Annotated in this window: 30 protein-coding genes; 23 read left to right on the forward strand and 7 right to left on the reverse strand. The window is 65.5% G+C overall.

Annotated elements, in window-relative coordinates:
* The first annotated feature begins 6 nt into the window (after positions 1–6).
* From rplP to Sj15T_RS16540, 19 genes are all read left to right on the forward strand, one after another.
* Positions 7–438, forward strand: a complete 432-nt coding sequence (gene rplP / locus Sj15T_RS16450; protein WP_007686573.1) for a 50S ribosomal protein L16 — start codon at positions 7–9, stop codon at positions 436–438.
* Between the two features lie 3 nt (positions 439–441).
* Positions 442–645 carry a 50S ribosomal protein L29 gene (gene rpmC, locus Sj15T_RS16455; RefSeq protein WP_007686572.1) on the forward strand — a complete coding sequence of 68 codons (204 nt, stop codon included), beginning with the start codon at positions 442–444 and terminating at the stop codon, positions 643–645.
* Positions 646–657: 12 nt separating this feature from the next.
* On the forward strand, positions 658–921 hold the full coding sequence (gene rpsQ, locus Sj15T_RS16460) for a 30S ribosomal protein S17 (RefSeq protein WP_006960320.1): 264 nt from the start codon (positions 658–660) through the stop codon (positions 919–921).
* A gap of 164 nt (positions 922–1,085) precedes the next feature.
* Positions 1,086–1,454, forward strand: coding sequence for a 50S ribosomal protein L14 (gene rplN, locus Sj15T_RS16465; protein ID WP_007686569.1), 369 nt, complete (start codon positions 1,086–1,088; stop codon positions 1,452–1,454).
* Positions 1,454–1,765, forward strand: coding sequence for a 50S ribosomal protein L24 (gene rplX / locus Sj15T_RS16470; RefSeq protein ID WP_007686567.1), 312 nt, complete (start codon positions 1,454–1,456; stop codon positions 1,763–1,765). The genes rplN and rplX overlap by 1 nt, the downstream gene beginning before the upstream one ends.
* Positions 1,765–2,337: a 50S ribosomal protein L5 gene (gene rplE / locus Sj15T_RS16475; protein WP_007686565.1), complete on the forward strand. Its 573-nt coding sequence runs from the start codon at positions 1,765–1,767 to the stop codon at positions 2,335–2,337. Before rplX ends, rplE begins: the two co-directional genes overlap by 1 nt.
* 50 nt (positions 2,338–2,387) lie before the next feature.
* On the forward strand, positions 2,388–2,693 hold the full coding sequence (gene rpsN, locus Sj15T_RS16480; RefSeq protein WP_007686564.1) for a 30S ribosomal protein S14: 306 nt from the start codon (positions 2,388–2,390) through the stop codon (positions 2,691–2,693).
* A gap of 12 nt (positions 2,694–2,705) precedes the next feature.
* Positions 2,706–3,101, forward strand: a complete 396-nt coding sequence (gene rpsH, locus Sj15T_RS16485) for a 30S ribosomal protein S8 (protein ID WP_007686563.1) — start codon at positions 2,706–2,708, stop codon at positions 3,099–3,101.
* The gene (gene rplF, locus Sj15T_RS16490; RefSeq protein WP_007686562.1) at positions 3,101–3,634 is read left to right on the forward strand and encodes a 50S ribosomal protein L6; all 534 of its coding nucleotides are present in this window, start codon (positions 3,101–3,103) and stop codon (positions 3,632–3,634) included. Before rpsH ends, rplF begins: the two co-directional genes overlap by 1 nt.
* A 1-nt stretch (position 3,635) precedes the next feature.
* Positions 3,636–3,989 carry a 50S ribosomal protein L18 gene (gene rplR, locus Sj15T_RS16495; RefSeq protein WP_007686561.1) on the forward strand — a complete coding sequence of 118 codons (354 nt, stop codon included), beginning with the start codon at positions 3,636–3,638 and terminating at the stop codon, positions 3,987–3,989.
* A gap of 3 nt (positions 3,990–3,992) precedes the next feature.
* Positions 3,993–4,700, forward strand: a complete 708-nt coding sequence (gene rpsE / locus Sj15T_RS16500) for a 30S ribosomal protein S5 (RefSeq protein WP_013039176.1) — start codon at positions 3,993–3,995, stop codon at positions 4,698–4,700.
* A gap of 6 nt (positions 4,701–4,706) precedes the next feature.
* Entirely contained in the window at positions 4,707–4,883 is a 177-nt protein-coding gene (gene rpmD, locus Sj15T_RS16505) for a 50S ribosomal protein L30 (RefSeq protein WP_013039177.1), read from the forward strand.
* 153 nt (positions 4,884–5,036) lie between these two features.
* Positions 5,037–5,573 (forward strand): 50S ribosomal protein L15, encoded by a 537-nt coding sequence (rplO, locus tag Sj15T_RS16510; protein ID WP_013039178.1) that lies wholly within the window; start codon positions 5,037–5,039, stop codon positions 5,571–5,573.
* A gap of 190 nt (positions 5,574–5,763) precedes the next feature.
* Entirely contained in the window at positions 5,764–7,128 is a 1,365-nt protein-coding gene (secY, locus tag Sj15T_RS16515; RefSeq protein ID WP_007686557.1) for a preprotein translocase subunit SecY, read from the forward strand.
* 50 nt (positions 7,129–7,178) lie between these two features.
* Positions 7,179–7,835, forward strand: a complete 657-nt coding sequence (locus tag Sj15T_RS16520; RefSeq protein WP_041385678.1) for an adenylate kinase — start codon at positions 7,179–7,181, stop codon at positions 7,833–7,835.
* Between the two features lie 32 nt (positions 7,836–7,867).
* A complete protein-coding gene (locus Sj15T_RS16525; protein WP_013039180.1) occupies positions 7,868–8,422 on the forward strand; it encodes an SRPBCC family protein in 555 nt (184 codons plus the stop codon).
* A 298-nt stretch (positions 8,423–8,720) separates the two neighbouring features.
* A complete protein-coding gene (locus tag Sj15T_RS16530) occupies positions 8,721–9,758 on the forward strand; it encodes an acyltransferase (protein WP_013039181.1) in 1,038 nt (345 codons plus the stop codon).
* An 85-nt stretch (positions 9,759–9,843) separates the two neighbouring features.
* A complete protein-coding gene (locus Sj15T_RS16535) occupies positions 9,844–10,389 on the forward strand; it encodes a hypothetical protein (protein ID WP_013039182.1) in 546 nt (181 codons plus the stop codon).
* Positions 10,389–11,057 (forward strand): hypothetical protein, encoded by a 669-nt coding sequence (locus Sj15T_RS16540; RefSeq protein ID WP_013039183.1) that lies wholly within the window; start codon positions 10,389–10,391, stop codon positions 11,055–11,057. Before Sj15T_RS16535 ends, Sj15T_RS16540 begins: the two co-directional genes overlap by 1 nt.
* On the opposite strand, the gene Sj15T_RS16545 is transcribed toward Sj15T_RS16540, so the two are convergent.
* Positions 11,047–11,499 carry a peptidylprolyl isomerase gene (locus tag Sj15T_RS16545; RefSeq protein WP_013039184.1) on the reverse strand — a complete coding sequence of 151 codons (453 nt, stop codon included), beginning with the start codon at positions 11,497–11,499 and terminating at the stop codon, positions 11,047–11,049. The genes Sj15T_RS16540 and Sj15T_RS16545 overlap by 11 nt on opposite strands.
* 136 nt (positions 11,500–11,635) lie before the next feature.
* On the opposite strand from Sj15T_RS16545, the gene mgtE reads away from it, so the two are divergent.
* Positions 11,636–13,063 carry a magnesium transporter gene (gene mgtE / locus Sj15T_RS16550; RefSeq protein ID WP_013039185.1) on the forward strand — a complete coding sequence of 476 codons (1,428 nt, stop codon included), beginning with the start codon at positions 11,636–11,638 and terminating at the stop codon, positions 13,061–13,063.
* Between the two features lie 28 nt (positions 13,064–13,091).
* The gene (locus tag Sj15T_RS16555) at positions 13,092–13,490 is read left to right on the forward strand and encodes a DUF1489 domain-containing protein (protein WP_013039186.1); all 399 of its coding nucleotides are present in this window, start codon (positions 13,092–13,094) and stop codon (positions 13,488–13,490) included.
* Positions 13,491–13,506: 16 nt separating this feature from the next.
* Here the strand turns inward: Sj15T_RS16555 and Sj15T_RS16560 are convergent, their stop codons facing one another.
* The 6 genes from Sj15T_RS16560 to Sj15T_RS16585 form a co-directional block, all read right to left on the reverse strand.
* Entirely contained in the window at positions 13,507–14,901 is a 1,395-nt protein-coding gene (locus tag Sj15T_RS16560; RefSeq protein ID WP_013039187.1) for a UdgX family uracil-DNA binding protein, read from the reverse strand.
* Positions 14,902–14,906: 5 nt separating this feature from the next.
* Positions 14,907–15,371, reverse strand: coding sequence for a hemerythrin domain-containing protein (locus Sj15T_RS16565; RefSeq protein WP_007686537.1), 465 nt, complete (start codon positions 15,369–15,371; stop codon positions 14,907–14,909).
* Between the two features lie 53 nt (positions 15,372–15,424).
* The gene (locus tag Sj15T_RS16570; protein WP_007686535.1) at positions 15,425–15,775 is read right to left on the reverse strand and encodes a hypothetical protein; all 351 of its coding nucleotides are present in this window, start codon (positions 15,773–15,775) and stop codon (positions 15,425–15,427) included.
* Between the two features lie 75 nt (positions 15,776–15,850).
* Entirely contained in the window at positions 15,851–17,098 is a 1,248-nt protein-coding gene (locus Sj15T_RS16575; RefSeq protein WP_013039189.1) for a putative DNA modification/repair radical SAM protein, read from the reverse strand.
* Positions 17,099–17,144: 46 nt separating this feature from the next.
* Positions 17,145–19,016 carry a CHASE3 domain-containing protein gene (locus tag Sj15T_RS16580; protein ID WP_013039190.1) on the reverse strand — a complete coding sequence of 624 codons (1,872 nt, stop codon included), beginning with the start codon at positions 19,014–19,016 and terminating at the stop codon, positions 17,145–17,147.
* Between the two features lie 150 nt (positions 19,017–19,166).
* Positions 19,167–19,937 carry a class II aldolase/adducin family protein gene (locus tag Sj15T_RS16585; RefSeq protein WP_013039191.1) on the reverse strand — a complete coding sequence of 257 codons (771 nt, stop codon included), beginning with the start codon at positions 19,935–19,937 and terminating at the stop codon, positions 19,167–19,169.
* A gap of 223 nt (positions 19,938–20,160) precedes the next feature.
* On the opposite strand from Sj15T_RS16585, the gene rpsU reads away from it, so the two are divergent.
* On the forward strand, positions 20,161–20,367 hold the full coding sequence (gene rpsU, locus Sj15T_RS16590) for a 30S ribosomal protein S21 (protein ID WP_004208618.1): 207 nt from the start codon (positions 20,161–20,163) through the stop codon (positions 20,365–20,367).
* Between the two features lie 81 nt (positions 20,368–20,448).
* The gene (locus tag Sj15T_RS16595; RefSeq protein WP_013039192.1) at positions 20,449–21,009 is read left to right on the forward strand and encodes an FKBP-type peptidyl-prolyl cis-trans isomerase; all 561 of its coding nucleotides are present in this window, start codon (positions 20,449–20,451) and stop codon (positions 21,007–21,009) included.
* Positions 21,010–21,068: the final 59 nt, after the last annotated feature.

Here is a 21,068-nt window from a genome sequence, read left to right on the forward strand (position 1 = left end):
AGCGTCATGCTGCAACCGAAAAAAATGAAGTTCCGCAAGACCTTCAAGGGCCGGATCAAGGGCGACGCCAAGGGCGGTTCTGCTCTGAACTTCGGCGCCTATGGTCTGAAGGCCCTGGAGCCCGAGCGCGTCACCGCGCGCCAGATCGAGGCGGCCCGCCGCGCGATCCAGCGCCACCTGCGCCGTCAGGGCCGCCTGTGGATCCGCGTGTTCCCCGACGTGCCGGTTTCCAAGAAGCCCGCCGAAGTCCGTCAGGGCAAGGGCAAGGGTTCGGTCGAATATTGGGCAGCCCGCGTCAAGCCGGGCCGCATCCTGTTCGAACTGGACGGCGTGCCCGGCCCGCTCGCAGCAGAGGCTTTCTCGCGCGCCGCGATGAAGCTGCCGATCAAGACGAAGGTTGTCGCTCGCCTCGGCGACACCTCCCACCTGGAGGGCTAAGCCGTGGCGAATGTTGCCGACCTCAAGACCAAGACGGACGACGAACTGTCGACCGAACTCAACAACCTGAAGCGCGAGCAGTTCAACCTGCGCTTCCAGGCGGCCACCAACCAGCTCGAAAAGCCGAGCCGGGTGCGTGAAGTCCGCCGGTCGATCGCGCAGATCAAGACCCTGCAGTCCGAGCGTTCGCGCTCGGTCGCGAAGTAAAGGAAACACACGATGCCCAAGCGCGTGCTGACGGGAACGGTGGTTTCCGACAAGACCGACAAGACGGTGGTGGTTCGCGTGGAGCGCAAGGTTAAGCATGCGCTCTACGGCAAGATCATCCGCCGTTCGAAGAAGTACCATGCCCATGACGAGGGCAATGTCTACAAGGAAGGCGAAACGGTCCGCATCGAGGAGACCGCTCCGATTTCCAAGCTCAAGACCTGGAAGGTCATCGAGCGCGTGGACACCCACAAGTCGCCGGAAACGGCGGCCTGAGGTTAGTCACCGGCCGTAAGGGTCGAAATTTCGGACGCGGGGCTGGCCTTTTCGTCAAGAAGAGGTTACAGGCCCGCGCTTCGTGTTTCGAATCTTCCGGTCGAAACTCGAATTCGGAACCGCCGGGATAGTCTCGGTAGGCCAGACAAGAAGGAACCGGATCCATGATCCAGATGCAATCCAATCTTGACGTCGCTGACAACAGCGGCGCCAAGCGCGTCCAGTGCATCAAGGTGCTGGGCGGATCGAAGCGTCGCTTCGCGAGCGTGGGCGACATCATCGTCGTCTCGATCAAGGAAGCCGCGCCTCGTGGCAAGGTGAAGAAGGGTGACGTGCACCGCGCCGTCATCGTGCGCACCGCCAAGGACGTGCGTCGCGCTGACGGCAGCGTGATTCGCTTCGACGGCAATGCCGCCGTGCTGATCAACAAGAACGAGGAGCCGATCGGCACCCGTATCTTTGGCCCGGTCGTTCGCGAACTGCGCGCCAAGAAGCACATGAAGATCATCTCGCTCGCCCCTGAGGTGCTGTAATGAGCGCTGCCAAGATCAAGAAGGGCGACAAGGTCGTCATCCTGGCCGGCAAGGACAAGGGCCGCACCGGCGCCGTCCTGCAGGTGCTGCCGAAGGACGACAAGGTCCTGGTGGAAGGCATCAACGTGCATGCGCGCCATCGCAAGCCGGACCAGGCGAACCCGCAGGGCGGCATCGAGCGCAAGCCCGCGCCGCTCCACATTTCGAACGTCGCTGTCGCCGACAAGGATGGCAAGCCGACCCGCGTCCGTTTCGAGGACCGCGACGGCAAGAAGGTCCGCGTCGCCGTCAAGTCCGGTGAGGTGCTGTAATGAGCGACAAGTACATCCCCCGCTCCAAGTCGCTCTATGACGCCGAAATCGCCAAGGCGATGACCGCTAAGTTCGGTTACAAGAACGTCATGGAAGTGCCGAAGATCGAGAAGATCACGCTCAACATGGGCGTCGGCGAAGCGACCCAGGACAAGAAGAAGGTCACTTCGGCGGCCGAGGAAATGGAACTGATCGCCGGCCAGAAGCCGGTCATCACCAAGGCCCGCAAGTCGATCGCGCAGTTCAAGCTGCGTGAAGGCATGCCGATCGGCGCCAAGGTCACGCTGCGCCGCGAGCGCATGTACGAGTTCCTGGATCGCCTGATCAACATCGCGCTCCCCCGCGTGCGCGACTTCCGGGGCCTGAACCCGAAGAGCTTCGACGGCCGCGGCAACTACGCCTTCGGCATCAAGGAGCAGATCATCTTCCCGGAGATCAACTATGACCGCATCGACAAGGTGCGCGGCATGGACATCATCGTGACCACCACGGCGAAGACGGACGAGGAAGCGCGCGAACTGCTGCGTCTCTTCGGCTTCCCCTTCCCGATCGAAGAGAAGCAGGCGGCCTGAACGGGCCCCGCTTCTCTTTCCGACAAACCCAAGGAAAGAGAACTTAAGTCATGGCGAAACTGAGTTCGATCAACAAGAACGAGCGCCGCAAGAAGCTGGTGAAGAAATATGCCGGCCGCTATGCGAAGCTCAAGGCGATCGCGAATGATACGACCGCTGACGACAGCGATCGTCTGATCGCGCGTCTGAAGATGGCGGAAATTCCCCGCAACGGCAATCCGACCCGCGTGCGCAACCGCTGCGAGCTGACGGGCCGTCCCCGGGCCTATTACCGCAAATTCCGTCTCTGCCGCGTGCAGTTGCGTGATCTGGCCAACAAGGGCCTGATCCCCGGCGTCACCAAGTCGAGCTGGTAAGGATCATTTGAGATGGCATTGACCGATCCCCTGGGTGATATGCTCACCCGCATCCGCAACGGGCAGCAGGCGAAGAAGGACAGCGTCGTGTCCCCCGCTTCGAAGCTGCGCGCCCGCGTGCTCGACGTGCTGCAGCGCGAAGGCTATATCCGTGGCTATTCCGAGGAACTGCTCGGCAACCATCCCGGCCTGCGCATCGAGCTCAAATATTTCGAAGGCCAGCCGGCGATCAAGCATGTCGCCCGCGTGTCCAAGCCGGGCCGCCGCGTTTACTCCGGTTCCAAGGAACTGCCGGTGATCCGCAACGGCCTGGGCATCACCATTGTCTCGACGCCCCGCGGCGTTCTGTCCGACGCCGAAGCGCGCGAGCAGAATGTCGGCGGCGAAGTGCTGGCGGAGGTGTTCTGATGAGCCGTACTGGTAAGAAGCCGGTTGCCGTCCCCGCGGGCGTCACCGCCGCCATCGCCGACGGTCAGCTTTCGGTGAAGGGGCCCAAGGGCACCCTGTCGCTGCCGCTGGCCGACGAAGTGACCTACAGCATCGAGGAAGGCTCGATCGCCGTGAAGCCTGCCAATGACAGCAAGCGCGCCCGCGCTTTCTGGGGCATGCAGCGCACGCTGATCGCGAACCTGATCACCGGCGTGACCGAGGGCTTTTCGAAGAAGCTGCTCATCACCGGCGTCGGTTACCGCGCCAACGCCCAGGGCAAGACCCTGAAGCTGCAGCTCGGCTATTCGCACGACGTCGATTTCGCGGTGCCGGAAGGCATCGAGATCAAGACCCCGGACAACACCACGGTCGAGATCAGCGGCATCGACAAGCAGAAGGTGGGTCAGGTTGCCGCCGAGATCCGCCGCTGGCGCAAGCCCGAACCCTATAAGGGCAAGGGTATCAAGTACGCTGGCGAGTTCATCTTCCGCAAGGAAGGGAAGAAGAAGTAAGATGGCAAAGCTTTCCCTCTTCGCGCGGCGCCGTCGCCGCGTCCGCACCGCGCTCAAGGCTGTTTCGGGCACGCGTCCGCGCCTCAGCGTCCACCGTTCGGGCCGTCACATCTACGCCCAGGTCATCGACGACGCGCAGGGCAAGACCCTGGCGGCCGCGTCGACCCTGGACAAGGATGTGCGCGGCAAGACCGGCGCCACCGCCGACGCCGCCGCCGATGTCGGCAAGCGCGTCGCCGCCGCGGCGACCGCCGCCGGCGTCACCCAGGTCGTGTTCGACCGTGGTGGCTTCCTGTTCCATGGCCGCGTCAAGGCGCTGGCCGATGCGGCCCGTGAAGCCGGGCTGGAGTTCTGACAAATGGCTGACGAAAACGAAATCCAGGCCCAGCCGGGCGCACCGGCTGCCGTTGAAGGCGGCGAGCAGACCGAAGGCCGTCGCGGCCGTGGTCGCGGCGGCGACCGCAACCGTGGCGAGCGTGGCGGCCGTGGCCGTCGCGACGACCGTCGCGGCAATCGTGACGAGGAACAGGGCGAGGAACTGATCGAGAAGCTGGTTCACATCAACCGCGTCTCGAAGACCGTCAAGGGCGGCAAGCGCTTCGGCTTCGCTGCTCTGGTCGTCGTCGGCGACGGCAAGGGCCGCGCGGGCTTCGGCCATGGCAAGGCGCGCGAAGTGCCCGAAGCCATCAGCAAGGCGACCGCTTCGGCCAAGAAGGCGATGGTCCGCGTTCCGCTGAAGGAAGGCCGCACGCTGCACCATGATGGCCTGGGCCATTTCGGCGCAGGCAAGGTGACGGTTCGTTCGGCCCCGGCCGGTACGGGCATCATCGCCGGTGGTCCGATGCGCGCCGTGTTCGAAAGCCTCGGCGTCGCTGACGTCGTGACCAAGTCGAACGGCACGTCGAACCCCTATAACATGATCCGCGCGACCTTCGCGGCGCTGGGCGAGCAGACCAGCCCCAAGTCGGTGGCGCAGCGTCGCGGCAAGAAGGTCGCCGACCTTCTGCGTCGCGGCGGCGCCTCGGCCGAAGTCGCGCAGGCCGATGCCGAAGCGATTGCGGAGTAACAGGATATGGCGAAGATCAAGATCAAGCAGATCGGTTCGCCGATCCGTCGTCCCGAAGCCCAGAAGAAGATTCTGATCGGCCTGGGCCTTGGCAAGATGCACCGCGTGGTGGAACTGGAAGATACCGCGGAAGTCCGCGGCGCGATCAAGAAGCTCCCCCATATGGTGGAAGTGGTCGACTAATATCCGTCATCCCGGCGAAGGCCGGGATCTCAGGCCGCTGGGCGAACCCTCGATGGGGTTCCGCCCAGCCTCACAAGGCCCCAGCCTTCGCTGGGGCTGCGGCCCGGCCCTTTGGACCGGGCCTTGCGCGAACATAGCGAAAGCGAGTGCACAATGACCAAGCTTAACGAACTCAATGACAATGCCGGCGCCCGCAAGGGCCGGATGCGCGTGGGCCGTGGTATCGGTTCCGGCAAGGGCAAGACCGCCGGTCGCGGCCAGAAGGGCGCGAAGGCGCGTTCGGGCGTCAGCATCAACGGCTTCGAGGGTGGCCAGATGCCGCTCCACATGCGTCTGCCGAAGCGTGGCTTCAACAATATCTTCGCCAAGGATTTCGCGATCGTGAACCTGGGCGCGGTGCAGAAGGCGATCGACGCCGGCAAGCTGGACGCCAACGCGACCATCGATCATGCGGCGCTGAAGGCCGCTGCCCTCGCCCGTGGCGGCAAGGACGGCGTGCGCCTGCTCGCCAAGGGCGATCTGACCGCCAAGGTCAGCTTCCTGGTCGCCGGCGCGTCGAAGGGCGCGGTCGAAGCGGTAGAGAAGGCCGGCGGCAAGGTCGATGTGATCGCTGTCGTTCCCGCGGCTGAAAAGGCCAAGGCGAAGAAGGGCACCGCCCTTGCCGCGAAGAAGGCCGCTGCAAAGGCCTGATCCGGCCCGCCAAGTCTTGCAAGCATGACCCCGCTGCCCGATATGGGTCGGCGGGGTCATGTGCATCGGGGAACGCTGTTTGTCGCAGGAGCGGCAAATCCCGGTTCGACAGCGCCCCATGACCTCGCTAAGGGGTTAGCGATTCAGGCCGGAGCGTTACTCCGGCAAGATGTTTTGAAGGGCAGCCAAGATGGCATCGAGAGCCGACCAGCTCGCATCCAATCTCAGCCTGGCGAAGTTCAGCCAGGCGACCGACCTCAAGAAGCGCCTGTGGTTCACGCTGGGCGCGCTGATCGTCTTCCGCTTCCTGAGCTTCGTGCCGCTGCCGGGCGTCGATCCGACCGCCCTGTCGCAGCTCTACGCGCAGACCAATGGCGGCATCCTCGACATCTTCAACACCTTTTCGGGCGGATCGCTCTCCCGCATGAGCCTGATCGCTCTGGGGGTGATGCCCTATATCACCGCGTCCATCGTGGTGCAGCTTGCCGCCAGCCTCTCGCCGCAACTCGCGGCGATCAAGAAGGAAGGCGAAAGCGGCCGCAAGAAGCTCAATCAATACACCCGTTACGGCACGGTCGGCCTGACCGCCGTGCAGGGCTATTTCATCGCCGTGGGGCTGGAGAGCTTCGGCGCGCAATCGGGCGTGCAGGCGGTGGTCGACCCTGGCTATCTGTTCCGGGTCGCGGCGGTGGTCTCGCTGATCGGCGGGACCATGTTCCTGATGTGGCTGGGCGAACAGATCACGTCGCGCGGGATCGGCAACGGCGTGTCGCTCATCATCATGGCGGGCATCGTCGCGCAATTGCCGGTGACGCTGAGCAACCTGTTCAAGTCGAGCAGCACGGGCGCGATTTCCGGCCTGGTGATCTTCCTGGTGATCGTGCTGGGCTTCGGCCTCATCGCCTTCATCTGCTTCATGGAGCGGGCGCAGCGCCGGGTGCTGATCCAATATCCCAAGCGCCAGACGCGGCAGGGCCTGATGCAGGCGGACCGCAGCCATTTGCCGCTGAAGGTCAATACCGCGGGCGTGATCCCGCCGATCTTCGCTTCGTCGCTGCTGCTGATGCCGCTCACCGTCTCGCAATTCGCCGGCCAGACCGTGGCGGGCGAGAGCAGGCTCGGCGATTTCGTGCTGACGCTGAACCAGTATCTGTCGCACGGCAGCCCGGTCTATATGGCGCTGTACGGCCTTGGCATCGTCTTCTTCTGCTTCTTCTACACCGCCGTGGTGTTCAATCCGGAAGAAACGGCCGACAATCTCAAGCGCAACGGCGGCTTCATTCCCGGCATCCGCCCGGGCAAGAACACCGAAAATTATCTGGATTATGTGCTGACGCGCATCACGGTGATCGGCGCGGCCTATCTGGCCTTCATCTGCCTGGTGCCGGAATTCGCCATCGCCCGGGCGGGCATTCCCTTCTACCTTGGTGGGACTAGCCTGTTGATCGTCGTCAATGTTACGGTCGACACCGTGACGCAGATCCAGAGCCACCTGCTCGCCCATCAATATGGGGATCTGATCAAGAAGGCGAAGCTGAAGGGGCGTCTGCGCTAACGCTGCGCGGCGCGGTTAAAAAGCGCGAAGAACAGGGGAGAATGCGCGACATGAATATCATTCTGCTCGGCCCTCCGGGCGCCGGCAAGGGAACGCAGGCGACGCGCCTGGTGGACAGCCGGGCCATGGTGCAACTGTCGACCGGCGACATGCTGCGCGCGGCGGTGAAGGCCGGGACGCCCATCGGCCTCAAGGCCAAGGCGGTGATGGAGGCCGGCGAGCTGGTGTCCGACGAGATCGTCTCCGGCATCATCGGGGAGGCGCTGGACGCCCTGGCTCCGGAAACCGGCGTGATCTTCGACGGCTATCCCAGGACGGAGGCGCAGGCGCATTCGCTGGACGGCATATTGGCCGACCGCAACCGGACGCTGGACCATGTGATCGAACTCGAAGTGGACGAGGATGCGCTGGTCGAGCGCATCACCGGCCGCTTCACCTGCGCGACCTGCGGCGAGGGCTATCACGACAGGTTCAAGACGCCGAAGGTCGAGGGCGCCTGCGACAAATGCGGCGGCCATGAATTCAAGCGCCGTCCGGACGACAATGAGGAAACCGTGCGGACCCGCATGGCCGAATATCGCGCCAAGACAGCGCCCATCCTGCCGATCTACGAAGCGCGCGGCATCGTGTCGCGGGTCGACGGCATGGCCGACATGGACGATGTGACGGTCGCTATCGCCGCCATATTGGACGGCAAGGCCGCCTGAGTTAAGCTGGCCCTCCATTCGGGAGGGGATTTATGCGCAAGATCGTGGCTTTGGGATGGGCTGGCGCGGCGATGGCCGCACCGGCCCATTCTGCTGTTACCGCCAGCAGCGATGCCGGCTTTGCGGTGGAGAACAGCGTTCAGGTCGCCGCCGATGCCGCGACGGTCTATCGCCTTCTGGGCCAGCCCGGACGCTGGTGGAACGGTGCGCATAGCTATAGCGGCTCTGCCGCCAATCTCAGGCTGGAACCAGTGGCGGGCGGATGCTTCTGCGAAGCATTGCCGGGCGAAGAGGGACGGGTGGGCAGCGTCGAACATGCCCGCGTGATCCATGCCGCGCCTGACCGGCAATTGCGGCTGTCCGGCGCCCTTGGGCCGTTGCAGGCCGAAGCCGTGACCGGGACGCTGACTTTCGACATCGCCCCGTCCGGGAAGGGCGTGCGTGTCGTCATGAGCTATGTGGTCGGCGGTTATATCCGCATGGGTGCGGCCAGGATCGCGCCGGTGGTGGACAAGGTGCTGGCGGAGCAACTGGCGGGATTGAAACGGGTGGCGGAGCAGGATGCCGCTGGCCGAACCGGCCTGTGATGGGCGTTCCTGGGGTCCGCAGCCAGCGGCAAGAAAGGCCAATCCAAGACATTCCCCTCCCGCAGGCGGGAGGGGTTAGGGGTGGGCGCGACCCCGGACTTGATCCGGGGAGCTTCTGACTTGGCCGTTGCAAAACAACGCGGATGTCGCGCCAGCCCACCCCCTAGCCCCCTCCCGCCTGCGGGAGGGGGAACGTCCGCTTCCCACCCAATCCAGTCATCGACGGAAGCATGGCTTATATCGCTGCTTAACCACGATATTAACGGAATGATTGCTGTTTCTTTGCTATGGCGCGGTCATGCCGGGGCCGCGCCCTTCTTCCCGCCGATTGACGGAACTGGACGCCTTGCGCGGGCTGGGGGCGCTATGCGTGCTGGTCTTCCATTATTCCACGCGCTTCCATGAACTGTTCCCGCAGGCGGCCCATGTGCCCTTCCGCTTTCTGGGCGGCAATTACCGGGTGCTGCTGTTCTTCGCCATTTCCGGCTTCGCGATCTTCTTCACGCTCGACCGCATCCGCACGGCGGCCGATTTCCTGATCAACCGTTTCGCGCGGCTCTATCCCGCCTATCTCGTCGCGATGCTGTTGACGCTGGGCATCGAATCCCTGGCGCGGGTTTCCCAACTGCTGATCGGGCCGGCGGCGATTCTGGCCAACGTCACCATGCTGCAGGGCTTCGCCTTCCTGCCGGAGGTGGACGGCGCCTATTGGACGCTGACGGTGGAGATCGCCTTTTACGCCTGCATGCTGTCGATCTGGAAGTGCACGGGGCTAAGGCGGCTGGAACTCTTGCTGCTGGGCTGGCTGGCCGCGCGCTGGCTCTACGCGCTGTGGCCGGGCATGCCGGAAAGGATCGTGATGCTGCTGGTGCTGCGCTATGTGCCTTTCTTCATCATCGGCATATTGTCCTATCGCGTCTGGGCAGGGCAGCGAAGCTGGCGCCAGCAGGCGCCCCATGCCGCGCTCGCGCTGCTGTCGGTCGCGACGATCGACAGCCCGGACATGCTGCTGGCCGGCGTCCTGCTGCTGGCGACGTTCGTGGCGCTGGTCGCCGGGCGGCTGCGTTTCCTCAGCTTTCGTCCGCTCGTCTGGATGGGCGGGATCAGCTATTCCTTCTACCTCATCCATCAGCATGTCGGCTTTGTCGTCATGCTGAAGATGGCGGAGGCGGGGTACAGTCCCTGGACGGGGTTCGCGGCGGCATTCGCCGTGGCGCTGGTTTTGGGCACGCTGATCAACCGGCTGGTCGAGCGGCCCGCCGGGGAAGCGATATTGCGCTGGTGGCGGAATCGGGGAAGGTCCGCGCCCGGCGAAGGTGCGCCGAGCCAAGCCTGACCGCTCTCCCCACCCAGGCCATTCACAACCAATTCAAGCAGCCCGCGTTATGCATGGCATGGATGCAGGATGAAGGAGAAAGGCGATGGCCTGGACCGGACGGAGGTTCCTCGCGGCGATCGGCCTTGCCGGTGCGCTGGCCCTGGGCGGCTGTGCTTATGATGATGGCTATTATGGCGGCGTGAGCGTGGGCAGCGGCTATTATCGTCCCGGCTATTATGGCGGCTGGTATGACGGCTACTACTATCCCGGCAGCGGCTATTATGTGTACAATCGCAGCGGCCATCGCCAACGTTGGAGCGAAGGCCAGCGCCGCTATTGGGAAGGACGCCGGGAGGCCCGCCGCGATGACGGCCGGCGCGGCAACTGGAACAATGGCGCACCGCGTCAGGGCTGGCGGGAGCGTTCCGGCGGCGACGGCAATCGGTGGAGCGGCAATTGGCGGAACGCCCGACAGGGCAATCCCGCTGCGGGCGCGCAGGCGCCCCGGCCAGGAAGGGGACAAGGGGATATGACGACGCCACGGACGGAACGCAATTGGGGGACGCCGCGCACCCGATCCGACGGCGGCGCGCGTTCCGGCGGCGGCGGCCGCTCCGGCCGTGAGGGCTGGCGGGGTCGGCGCGACTGATGCGGCTTGGGTCCAGCGCGGTTCTCGCCCTGCTCCTGCTCGCGGCCTGCGACGGCCGGGAGGAGAGCGCGATCGACAATCTGGCCAATGGCGCCAATGCGGCGCAGGTCGAAAATAATTTCCGGGCGGAGGCGCAGGCGGTGCTGGAGCCGCTGAACCCGCCGGCGCCCGGCATGCCCGGCGGCCTGCCGGTCGACCCGCAGCCAGTGGTGGAGGAAGGCTCCATCGATCCCAAGGGTGCGCAGGGCGCAGCCCAGGTGGTGCAGGGCTATTACGGCCTGCTGGAGGAAAAGCGCTATAATGACGCGCAGGATCTGTGGAACGACAACAGCGCCATGGGGGCGGAAGACGATGCGCGCTTCGCCGCCCGTTTTCGCGGATTCAGCGAGATCCATGCCCAGTTGGGCGCGCCCGGCGCGATTGAGGGGGCCGCGGGATCGCTGTTCGTGACGGTGCCGGTGCAGGTCTATGGTCGCCTGGCCGCGAACGGCAAGCCCTGGTATCGGCTGCGGCAGGTGACGTTGCGCCGGGCCAACGATGTGCCCGGCTCCAGCGAGGCGGACCGCCGCTGGCATATAGAGAGCATCGGCCCCTATGCGCCGCCGACTGAGGAAGCGGCGGAGACGGGCAACGCCATCTCCGCCACGGACAGTCTTCTTAAGAAATAGTCGCCTTCACGATCTTGCCGGGGGTCTTGGGCGGCTCGCCCTTGGGCAGGGCGTCGACATGTTCCATGCCGGAGGTGACTTCGCCCCAGACGGTGTACTGGCCATCCAGGAAGGTGGCGTCGTCGAAGCAGATGAAGAACTGGCTGTTGGCGCTGTTCGGGTTCATGGCGCGGGCCATGGAGCAGACGCCCCGGACATGCGGCTCGCGGCTGAATTCGGCCTTCAGGTCGGGCAGCTTCGACCCGCCCATGCCGGTGCCGGTCGGGTCGCCGCCCTGCGCCATGAAGCCGGGGATGACGCGGTGGAACACGACGCCGTCGTAGAAGCCGTCCTTGGCAAGCTGGGTGATGCGCTCGACATGGCCGGGGGCCAGGTCGGGACGCAGCTTGATGACGACGTCGCCGCCGCTGTCGAGGGAAAGGGTCAGGGTGTCGTCGGCCATGAAAAATCCTCTCTTCGGGGAAAATTGGGGTGATGGACCATATAGAGCGTTGAGACGGGGATGGAAGCCATTGCAATTGTGACGGGCATGGGCAAAAGCAGCGAAATGCTACAGGAACCGGACAGTAGGGGACGCGATGAGCGAACGAGCCGATACGGCCGAACCCCGGCCGGACGAACTGGGCGATATCGCCGCTGAACAGGCCGAATCCCGCCATGACGAGGATGACCGGCTGAAGGGCGAATTCGTCTCCGCCGTGCTGGACGCGGTGGAGGCGGACGACCGCGACCTCGCGCGCGAACTGGTCTCGCCGCTGCACCCGGCCGACATCGCCGACCTTCTGGAACTCACCCCCTCCGAACGGCGCGGGCAGGTGGCGGCGGCGCTGGGCGACCTGGTCGGCGCGGAGGTTCTGTCCGAACTCAACGATTATGTCCGTGACGACCTGCTCGACGCGCTGCTGCCCGAACAGGTGGCTGAGTTCGCCGCCGAACTGGACACCGACGACGCCGTCGCCATCATCGAGGATATGGAGGAGGCCGACCAGCAGGCCGTCCTCGATGCGATGGAGCCGGAAGACCGCGCCGCCATCGAAAGCGCGCTCTCCTATCCGGAGGAATCCGCCGGGCGCCTGATGCAGCGCGACCTGGTCGCGGTGCCGGAGCATATGACGGTCGGGCAGGTGATCGACTATCTGCGCGACAATCGCGACCTGACCAGCGATTTCTGGGAAATCTTCGTCGTCGACGAGGCGCACAAGCCGATCGGCACCTGCCAGTTGAGCTGGGTGCTGACCTGCCCGCGCAGCGTCGCCATGGCGGACCTGATGAAGCGCGAACAGACGCTGATCCCGGTCGACATGGACCAGGAGGAGGTCGCGCTGCGCTTCCAGAAATATGCGCTGATCTCCGCAGCGGTGGTGGACGGCAGCGGGCGGCTGGTCGGCATGATCACGGTCGACGACATCGTCCACATCATCTCCGAGGAAGCGGGCGAGGATATCCTCCGCCTGTCCGGCGCGGGCGAGGGCGACATCAACCAGCCGATCCTGGAAACGGTGCGCACGCGCCTCCAATGGCTGGTGGTCAACCTCGGCACCGCGATCCTGGCGGCGTCGGTGGTCGGGCTGTTCCAGTCGACCATCTCCAAATATGTCGTGCTGGCGGTGCTGATGCCCATCGTGTCGGGCATGGGCGGCAATGCGGGGACGCAGACCATGGCGGTCGCCGTGCGCGCCCTTGCCACCAACCAGCTCACCAGTTCCAACACCATCCGCCAGATCGCGCGCGAATTCCGCATCGCCAGCGCCAACGGCACGGCGCTTGGCATATTGATCGGCGTCGCGGTGGGGCTGATCTACGGCAATCACGACCTTGGGATCGTCATCGCGCTCGCCATGCTGATCAACAATCTGGTGGCCGGGCTGGCGGGCATATTGGTGCCGGTGACGCTCGACCGGATGAATATCGATCCGGCCGTATCCTCGGCTGTGTTCGTGACGGCGATGACGGACGTGATGGGCTTCTTCTCCTTCCTCGGCCTTGCCACGGTCTGGGGTTTGTAATCGGCCAGCCAGCGCCCATCTTCCTGCCATGCCGCTGCACCTCACCAAGATCGCCTTTCGGAGCGAAAGTCCCGCGACGCTCCGCGCCTGGCTGGAAAGCCATGCGGAGGAGGCGCGGCTGACCACGCGCTACCTGCCAAAGCGGGTCGAGGAACTGGCGGATGGTTCGCTGTTCTGGATTCATGGGCACCAGCTTGTCGGGCGCAGTCCATTGCTGGGCTTTCAGGAAACCGGGCAGGGCCGTTACTGGATCAGGCTGGAACCCCGGCTGATCCCGGTGCGCGCATTGCCCAAGCGGGCGCATCAGGGCTGGCGCTATCTGGAGGACAAGGACGCGCCGCCTGATCTGGGGTCGGGCGAAGCGAACGATCTGGACGCCATGCCGACGCGGTTGCTGGGGGAATTGTCGAAGCTGGGGTTATTGTAGGATCCCTCGGCGACTTTCAGGCGAGCACCTTCACCTGCTCTCCAATCTCCCGCAGTTCCGCGACGAAGCGCTTTCTCTCCTCCATCTTGCGAGCCTCATCCGGCACCCTCAGCAAATAGCTGGGATGCACCGTGATCCAGCCCTGCGCGCCGCTCTCCAGGGCGATGGGCGCGCCGCGGACGCGGCTGATCGTCACCGCCTTCCCCAGCAGCGCCCGCCCCGCCGTGGCGCCGAGCGCGACGATAATCCGGGGCCGGACCAGCTCCAGCTCCTGCGTCAGCCACCAGCGGCAGGCCTGGATTTCCGGCGTTTCGGGCGTCTGGTGGATGCGCCTCTTGCCGCGCCGCTCATGCTTGAAATGCTTGACGGCGTTGGTGATGTAGGCGCGCCTGCGGTCGATCCCCGCCTCCTCCAGCGCATAGTCGAACAATTGCCCGGCCGGCCCGACAAAGGGGCGCCCGGCCAGATCCTCCTGATCGCCGGGCTGTTCCCCGATGAACATAAGCGGGGCGTCGACCGGCCCTTCTCCGAACACCGTCTGGGTCGTGTCGCGGTAGAGCGGGCAGCGGGTGCAACCCATCGCCTCCTCACGCAGCGCGCTCCAGGCCGCCGCGGCGTTCCCCTGCCGGGCGGAAGGCTTGGGCGGCGTCGCGATCATGGCCGCCTCCCGTGACTGGGCGCCTGCCACAAGCTCCGGGATGAGCGCGGCTTCGGGCAGGTTGCGCCAATATTTCCGGGGCATTTCGGACAGCATCGCGCCGACCTTGAGCCGCGCCGGATTGAAGATCGCCGCATAATAGCCCTTCCAGATGTCCTCGACCGGGTCTTGCGCGGGCGCATCCCGGCGGGTGGCGCCCGGTCCTTCGGTCAACGCATCGCCGTCCCAATGGATGCTGAGTTCCGGCGTCAGGATCGACCAGCGCATCGAGGCGAAGCGGCGCGCGAAGAATCCGGCATTGGCGCGGACGATATGATGGTCCGGCTCGAACCAGGCGACGAAGCGAGGCCCCTCCGCATCGGCCAGTTCACGGAAGCGGACGAAGGCGCGCATCTTGTGCATGTCGCGCCGCACTGCCTTGGCCAACGCTTCCACCCGCCGGACCAGCGGGTCGGCGCGATCCTCCAGGCTGGCGGGGCGGTCGCGCACTTGGACGAGCAGGGCGTAGAGCAGGGCGAAACGCTCCGCATCGCGGTGCAGGATTGCCCTCTCCGCCAGTTCGACAAAGGCGCGCGGGACGGAAAAGGCGACCTCGCCTACGGGCGGAGGCTCTTCGTCCGCCGCGAAGAGATCGCCTTCATCCCCTATATGCCAGAGGATGTCGGCTGGCTTCGTGCCGGCGAGGGCGAAGGCGCGCGCGGCCACGCGCCAACCGTCGAAATCATCCGGTCCGTTCAGCCGCGCGCGATGCATGGACCCTAATCATTCGCCTCGGCGCGCTGCAATTCGGCCGGTTTGCGCTGGGCGAACCGCGCGGCCAGCTTCTGCTCCTCCTCCGCGGTCAGTTCCTTCGCCGCGTCGGGGAACATCTCCTCCTCCTCCTCCTCGATATGATGGAGGTAGCGCTTCTTCATCTGGGCGAAGACGCGGTTCCATTCATCGCCATTGAAGGGCAGGCCTTCCAGTTCCTCAAGATAATCGTCGATCTCCTTATGCTCCGACACGCTGTGCTGCGCGTCTTCGCGCAGGTCGGGCCGCGCCAGCATGGTGGCGTAGAGCGTTTCCTCCTCCGCCGCCGCATGGGCCGTCACCTCCACCCGGAACTGTTCGAACAGCTTTTCCAGCCGATCCGGCTCCGCCTGCGCATCGGCCATCTTGTCGAACAATTGCCGATGGGCGTCATGATCCTGCTTCAATCGGTCGAAAATGCTGGCGTCGGCCATGGGGCATGCTCCTTCTCTTGCGGAAGGAACAACGATGGACCAGGCCTTTGGGTTCAGCCGAACAGGGCGTGAAAAATGATCGCGACGGGAATCCAGAGCAGCCCGCCGCCAATGCTGGCGCCCCAGAGCTGCACCAGATCGCGGCGGAAGCGAAGGTCGAGGCTGTGCGCGGGCAGGCCGCTGCTGTCGAGCAACTCCCAGCGGCGCTCCAGCCCCCGCGCCGCGACGGCAAAGCCGCCGATCGCCACGATGATGCCCAGATGCAGCAGCAGCGACCCGCCCATCTTGGCGACGATGAAGATCTGAAGCAGGCAGAAGACGACCAGGGCGACGGCCAGATGGGTGCTCATCCGCTGGGCATGGCCCGTGCGGCGGGTCGCGCCATCGTTCCACTTCGTCGCCAAAAATCCGGCCCTTTCCTTGCGTTGGACAAGGAAAACATGAACCGCCCGTCCGATCAACGGCAAAATGCGCGCGACTCACGGAAAAAGCTCATATTGCGAGGCGGGCGGGTGCGCGATGTGCAGGGTCAGCCGGTCGGCCAGATGCACCGGGCGCCAGTCGGCCGCGACCAGGAAGGGGCGCAGCTTGGCGACGCTCCGCGTCAGCCGGGCGACATCGTCCAGCCGCAGCCGCCGGTGGCGGCGGCTGGCGACGATCCGGTCCACCGCCTTCACCCCCAGTCCCGGCACCCGCAGCAACGCCTCGCGCGGGGCGCGGTTGACGTCGACCGGAAAGCAATCCCGGTGCCGCAGCGCCCAGGCGAGCTTGGGATCGATGTCGAGCGGCAGGCAGCCGGTGGCGGGATCGGCGGCGCTTTCCAGCTCCTGCGCCGAATAGCCGTAGAAGCGCATCATCCAGTCCGATTGATAGAGCCGGTGTTCGCGCATCAGCGGCGGACGCTTCAAGGGCAGCACGCTGCTGGGCGAGGGGATGGGGGAGAAGGCGCTGTAATAGACCCGCCGCAGCCCGTGCCGGCTGTAGAGCGCACTGGCCCGCCGGATGATGGCGCGGTCGTCCGCCTGGTCCGCGCCGACGATCATCTGGGTGGACTGGCCGGCCGGGGCGAAGCGCGGCGCATGGGCGTAGCGGCGACTGGCGTCCGACCCATCCTCTATGGCGTCGCGCATGCCCGCCATGGCGCTTTCGATCCGCTGCCCGTCCTTCTCCGGCGCCAGCCTGCGCAGGCCCTGCTCGGTCGGCAGTTCGACGTTGATCGACAGCCGGTCGGCATAAAGGCCCGCCTGGCGCGCCAGTTCCGGATCGGCGTCGGGAATGGTCTTGAGGTGGATATAGCCGCGAAAATCATGCTCCTCGCGCAGGCTGCGGGCGACGGCCACCAACTGTTCCATCGTGTAGTCGGACGACCGGATGATGCCGGAGGAGAGGAACAGCCCCTCAATATAGTTGCGGCGATAGAAGCTGAGCGTCAGGTCGACCACTTCCCGCACGGTGAAGCGGGCGCGCCGCACATCGCTCGACCGGCGGTTGACGCAATAATGGCAGTCGAAGACGCAGCTGTTGGTCAGCAGGATCTTGAGCAGCGAAATGCAGCGGCCGTCGGGCGCATAGGCATGGCATATGCCCATGCCCTCGGTCGAGCCGATGCCGCCCTTCCGGCCCGAGGCGCTGTCGCGCTTCGCCGTGCCCGACGAGGCGCAGGACGCGTCATATTTGGCGGCGTCGGCCAGGATTTCCAGCTTCTGTCGGGTGGTGAGGGCGGTCATGATTGTTCATCATATGTTCCTCATCCGCCCCTGTCCATAATCTCGATCAGTCGGACTCGCCGGGATCGGCATCAAGGACCTGGCGCACCTTTGCCGCCAGTTGATCGAGCGTGAAGGGCTTGGCGAGGAAGGAGACGCCGGGGTCGAGCATGCCGTTATGGACGATGGCGTTGCGGGTATAGCCGGTGGTGTAGAGGATCTTGAGGCCCGGTCGGCTCGCCCGCGCCCGGTCGGCCAGGTCGCGCCCGTTGATGCCGGGCATGACCACGTCGGTGAACAGCATGTCGATGCGCGGCTGGATCGTCAGCATTTCCAGCGCCTGTTCGCCGTCGGATGCCTGGACGATGGTGTAGCCCAGCTCCCGCAGCGAATCGACCGACATGTGCCGGACGCGCTCCTCGTCCTCCACCACCAGGATGATCTCTTCCCCCTTGGCGCGGGGCAGTTCGGCGGGCGCCGCCTGGACGGCGCCGGCGACCGGCTCCGGCCCGTAATGGCGCGGCAGGTAGATCTTGATGATCGTGCCCTCGCCGGGTTCGGAATAGATCTTCACATGGCCGCGCGACTGCTTGATGAACCCGAACACCTGGCTGAGGCCGAGGCCGGTGCCCTTGCCCACGCCCTTGGTGGTGAAGAAGGGGTCGAAGGCGCGCTCCACCACCTCGGGCGGCATGCCGGTGCCGCTGTCGGTGACCGACACCATCACATATTGCCCGGCCAAGACGTCGTTGTGGGCGGCGGCATAGGCATCGTCGAGATGGGCGTTGGCCGTCTCGATCGTCAGCTTGCCGCCCATGGGCATCGCATCGCGCGAATTGACGCAGAGGTTGATGATGGCCGATTCGAGCTGGCTGGGGTCGATGCTCGCCCGCCACAGCCCGCCCGCCAGCACGGCCTCCACCCGGATGCTCTCGCCGATCGTGCGGCGCAGCAGTTCAGACATGCCGCCGACCAGCTTGTTGACGTCGGTCGGCTGCGGGTCCAGCGGCTGCTGGCGGGAAAAGGCGAGCAGCCGGGCGGTGAGCTGGGCAGCGCGTTGCGCCCCTTCGGTCGCGTTGTCGACGCCCCTGACGATCCGGACGTCGGTGCCCGGCGCCAGCCGCCGCCGGACAATGTCGAGCGAGCCGATGACGATGGCGAGCATATTGTTGAAGTCATGGGCGATGCCGCCGGTCAGTTGGCCGATCGATTCCATCTTCTGCATCTGGCGCAATTGCCCCTCGGCGGCTTCGCGCTCCCGCGCCTCGCTCATCAGGCGGCGGTTGATGTCGGCCAGCGCCTGCTGGCTTTCCGTCGCCTCGGCCACGCGGCGATAGGCGGTGCGCAGCGCCACCGCGCCCAACAGGGTGATCAGCACGGCGGACACGGCAAGCCCGATCGAAACCATGGTGCTGAGGCGATTGTCATTGGCCGTCCGGCCCTTCAGCAACTGCGCCTCCCGCGCCCGCATCGCCGCCACCAGGGCGCGGATGCGGGCCATCGTGACCATGCCCGCATCGAAATCGCCCGCCGGGATGATCTCCCCCCGCCGCCGCCGCTCTATGCCCGTGCGCATCAGGAACAGCCGGTCGTCCAACAGTTCCTCCAGTTCCTCCACCGATCGGGCCTGCGGGGGATTGTCGCGCACCTCCACGCGCAGCGCGGCGAGTTCCTGCCGCCATCGGCCGCGAAATGCCTCATAGGGACCAAGGAAGGAGTCCTTGCGCGTCAGCATGAACCCGCGCTGGGCGCTTTCCGCCTCCTGCACATGCAGCAGCAGCGTCGAAAGCTGGTTCTCGACGCGCAGGGTGTGCTGGACCCAGATGTTGACCCGCTGCTGCACCGCGTAGAGCCAATAGGTGCTGCCCACCGCCAGCCCGACGATCAGCAAGGCCAGAAGCAGCAGGAAGATCGACCGTTCGGGGCGGATGGCGGGCATGGGGGGAAGATGCGGAAATATGGTGCGGGTAGCAAGCGGGGACAGGCGGTTGCAATCGGATGAGGCCTGACGGGCGCGTCGGGCATTGGCTGCCGAAGAGCGCGATGTGGGGGGCGGGGGAGTTGGAACGCCCGCCCTCATTCCCCCGGCCTAATCCCGCCAGCCTGGATCGATCCGGTCGATCTTCCGCACCAGCGCCTCGAAATCCGGCACGCCGGGGCCGGTCGGCAATTGCACGCCGCTCAGGTCGCGCTGGTGCACGGCGATGACCTCCGGCGGGATGTCCACCGGCGTCCCGGCCGCGCCGGTCGCGACCTGTATCTCGCAGGCGCGCTGGAGCAGCCATTGAGTCAGGAAGGCTTGGGGCAGGGACTTCGCCATGACCAGCGTGCCATGGTTGCGCAGCATCATGATGCGCCGGTCGCCCAGATTGGCGACCAGTCGCTCCCCCTCCTCCGGCCGGATCGTGACGCCTTCGAAATCATGATAGGCGATTCGGCCGATGAAGGCGGCGGCGTAGAAATTGGTGGGCGTCAGCCCCTCCCGCGTGGCGCTGACGGCCATGCCGGCGGTGGTGTGCGTGTGGATGATGCAGTGCGCGTCGGGCAGGTGGCGGTGGAAAACGCTGTGCTGGGTGAAACCGGCGCGGTTGACCGGATAGGGGCTGCCGTCCAGCACATGGCCGTCAATGTCGATCTTGACCAGGTTCGACGCGGTCACTTCGCCGTAGAGCAGGCCGAAGGGATTGATCAGGAAGGCGTTTTCCTCGTCCGGCACGCGCAGGGTGATGTGATTGTAGATCAGTTCCGACCAGCCCAGATGGTCGAAAATGCGGTAACAGGCGGCGAGTTGCTGGCGCGCGGCCCATTCCGCGGGCGACATGTCGGGGCGCTTGCCCTTGGTCTTGGCGACTGTTGCCATGGCGATCCTCCTTATCGTTGATGGGGCGACTATCTGCCTGTCCCGCGCCTCTGTCGAGAAAAACGGCTTTTGGGTTGAATTTGCGCGACTCTGCTGGTAGGGCGCGCCCCACACGGCGCAGGGTGACCTGCGGCGACTCACCGCTATTTCATTCGGGCGGCCCGTCGGGAAGGGTTGAATTTCCTGGCGATCCGTCCGTTTTCGACTGGAGTTTGACTGGCTTATGCAAATCATCGTTCGCGACAACAATGTCGACCAGGCCCTGCGCGCGCTCAAGAAGAAGCTGCAGCGCGAGGGCGTGTATCGCGAGATGAAGCTGCGCCGTCATTATGAGAAGCCCTCGGAAAAGCGCGCCCGCGAAAAGGCCGCCGCCGTTCGCCGCGCCCGCAAGCTGGAGCGCAAGCGCGCCGAGCGCGACGGCGTCCGTTAAGGACCGCCGTTTCGGGGCGGCCGCCCGGCCGTCCTTCCTTCCGCTGAAAACACCACCCGCACCAATTTGCGAGGCTAAGCCATGTCGACCACGGCCGTTCCCCTTCATCCTATCGCCAAGGGGTCTTTGACGCGCCTCTGGGTGGGTGTCGCCGCGGTGGCGCTGGCGGCCGGCGGCCTGGCCTGGGCCGGGCAGCGGGGTGTGGAGCCTTCGCCCGCCAGCTTCCTGGTGCATAATGGCGGCGAAGAGGGCGTGGTGACGACCGGATCGGGTCTCCAGTTCAAGGTGCTGGAGGAAGGCGCCGGTCCCAGCCCGACGGCCGCCGACGTGGCGCTGGTGGGCTATAAGGGCGCGCTGCTCGACGGCACCGTGTTCGACGAGAATCCGCAGACCGCCATGCCGGTGGACGGCGTGGTTCCGGGCTTCTCCGAAGGCCTGCAGAAGATGAAGAAGGGCGGCAAGTACCGCCTGTGGATTCCGCCGCAGCTTGGCTATGGCGAGCAGGCGGCGGGTCCGATCCCGGCCAATTCGGTGCTGGTGTTCGACGTCCAGTTGCACGACTTCAAGTCCAAGGCGGACATCATGCGCATGCAGCAGATGATGCAGCAGGGCGGAATGCCGCAGGGCGCGCCGGGGCGCTGAGTCCGGACATGGCGGAAAAGCAATTAGGGCCGGGATTTCCCGGCCCTTTTTGTTGAGCC

Origin of the sequence: Sphingobium sp. TA15 (assembly GCF_037101235.1) — a bacterium.
In the GTDB taxonomy this organism is placed as follows: domain Bacteria; phylum Pseudomonadota; class Alphaproteobacteria; order Sphingomonadales; family Sphingomonadaceae; genus Sphingobium; species Sphingobium indicum.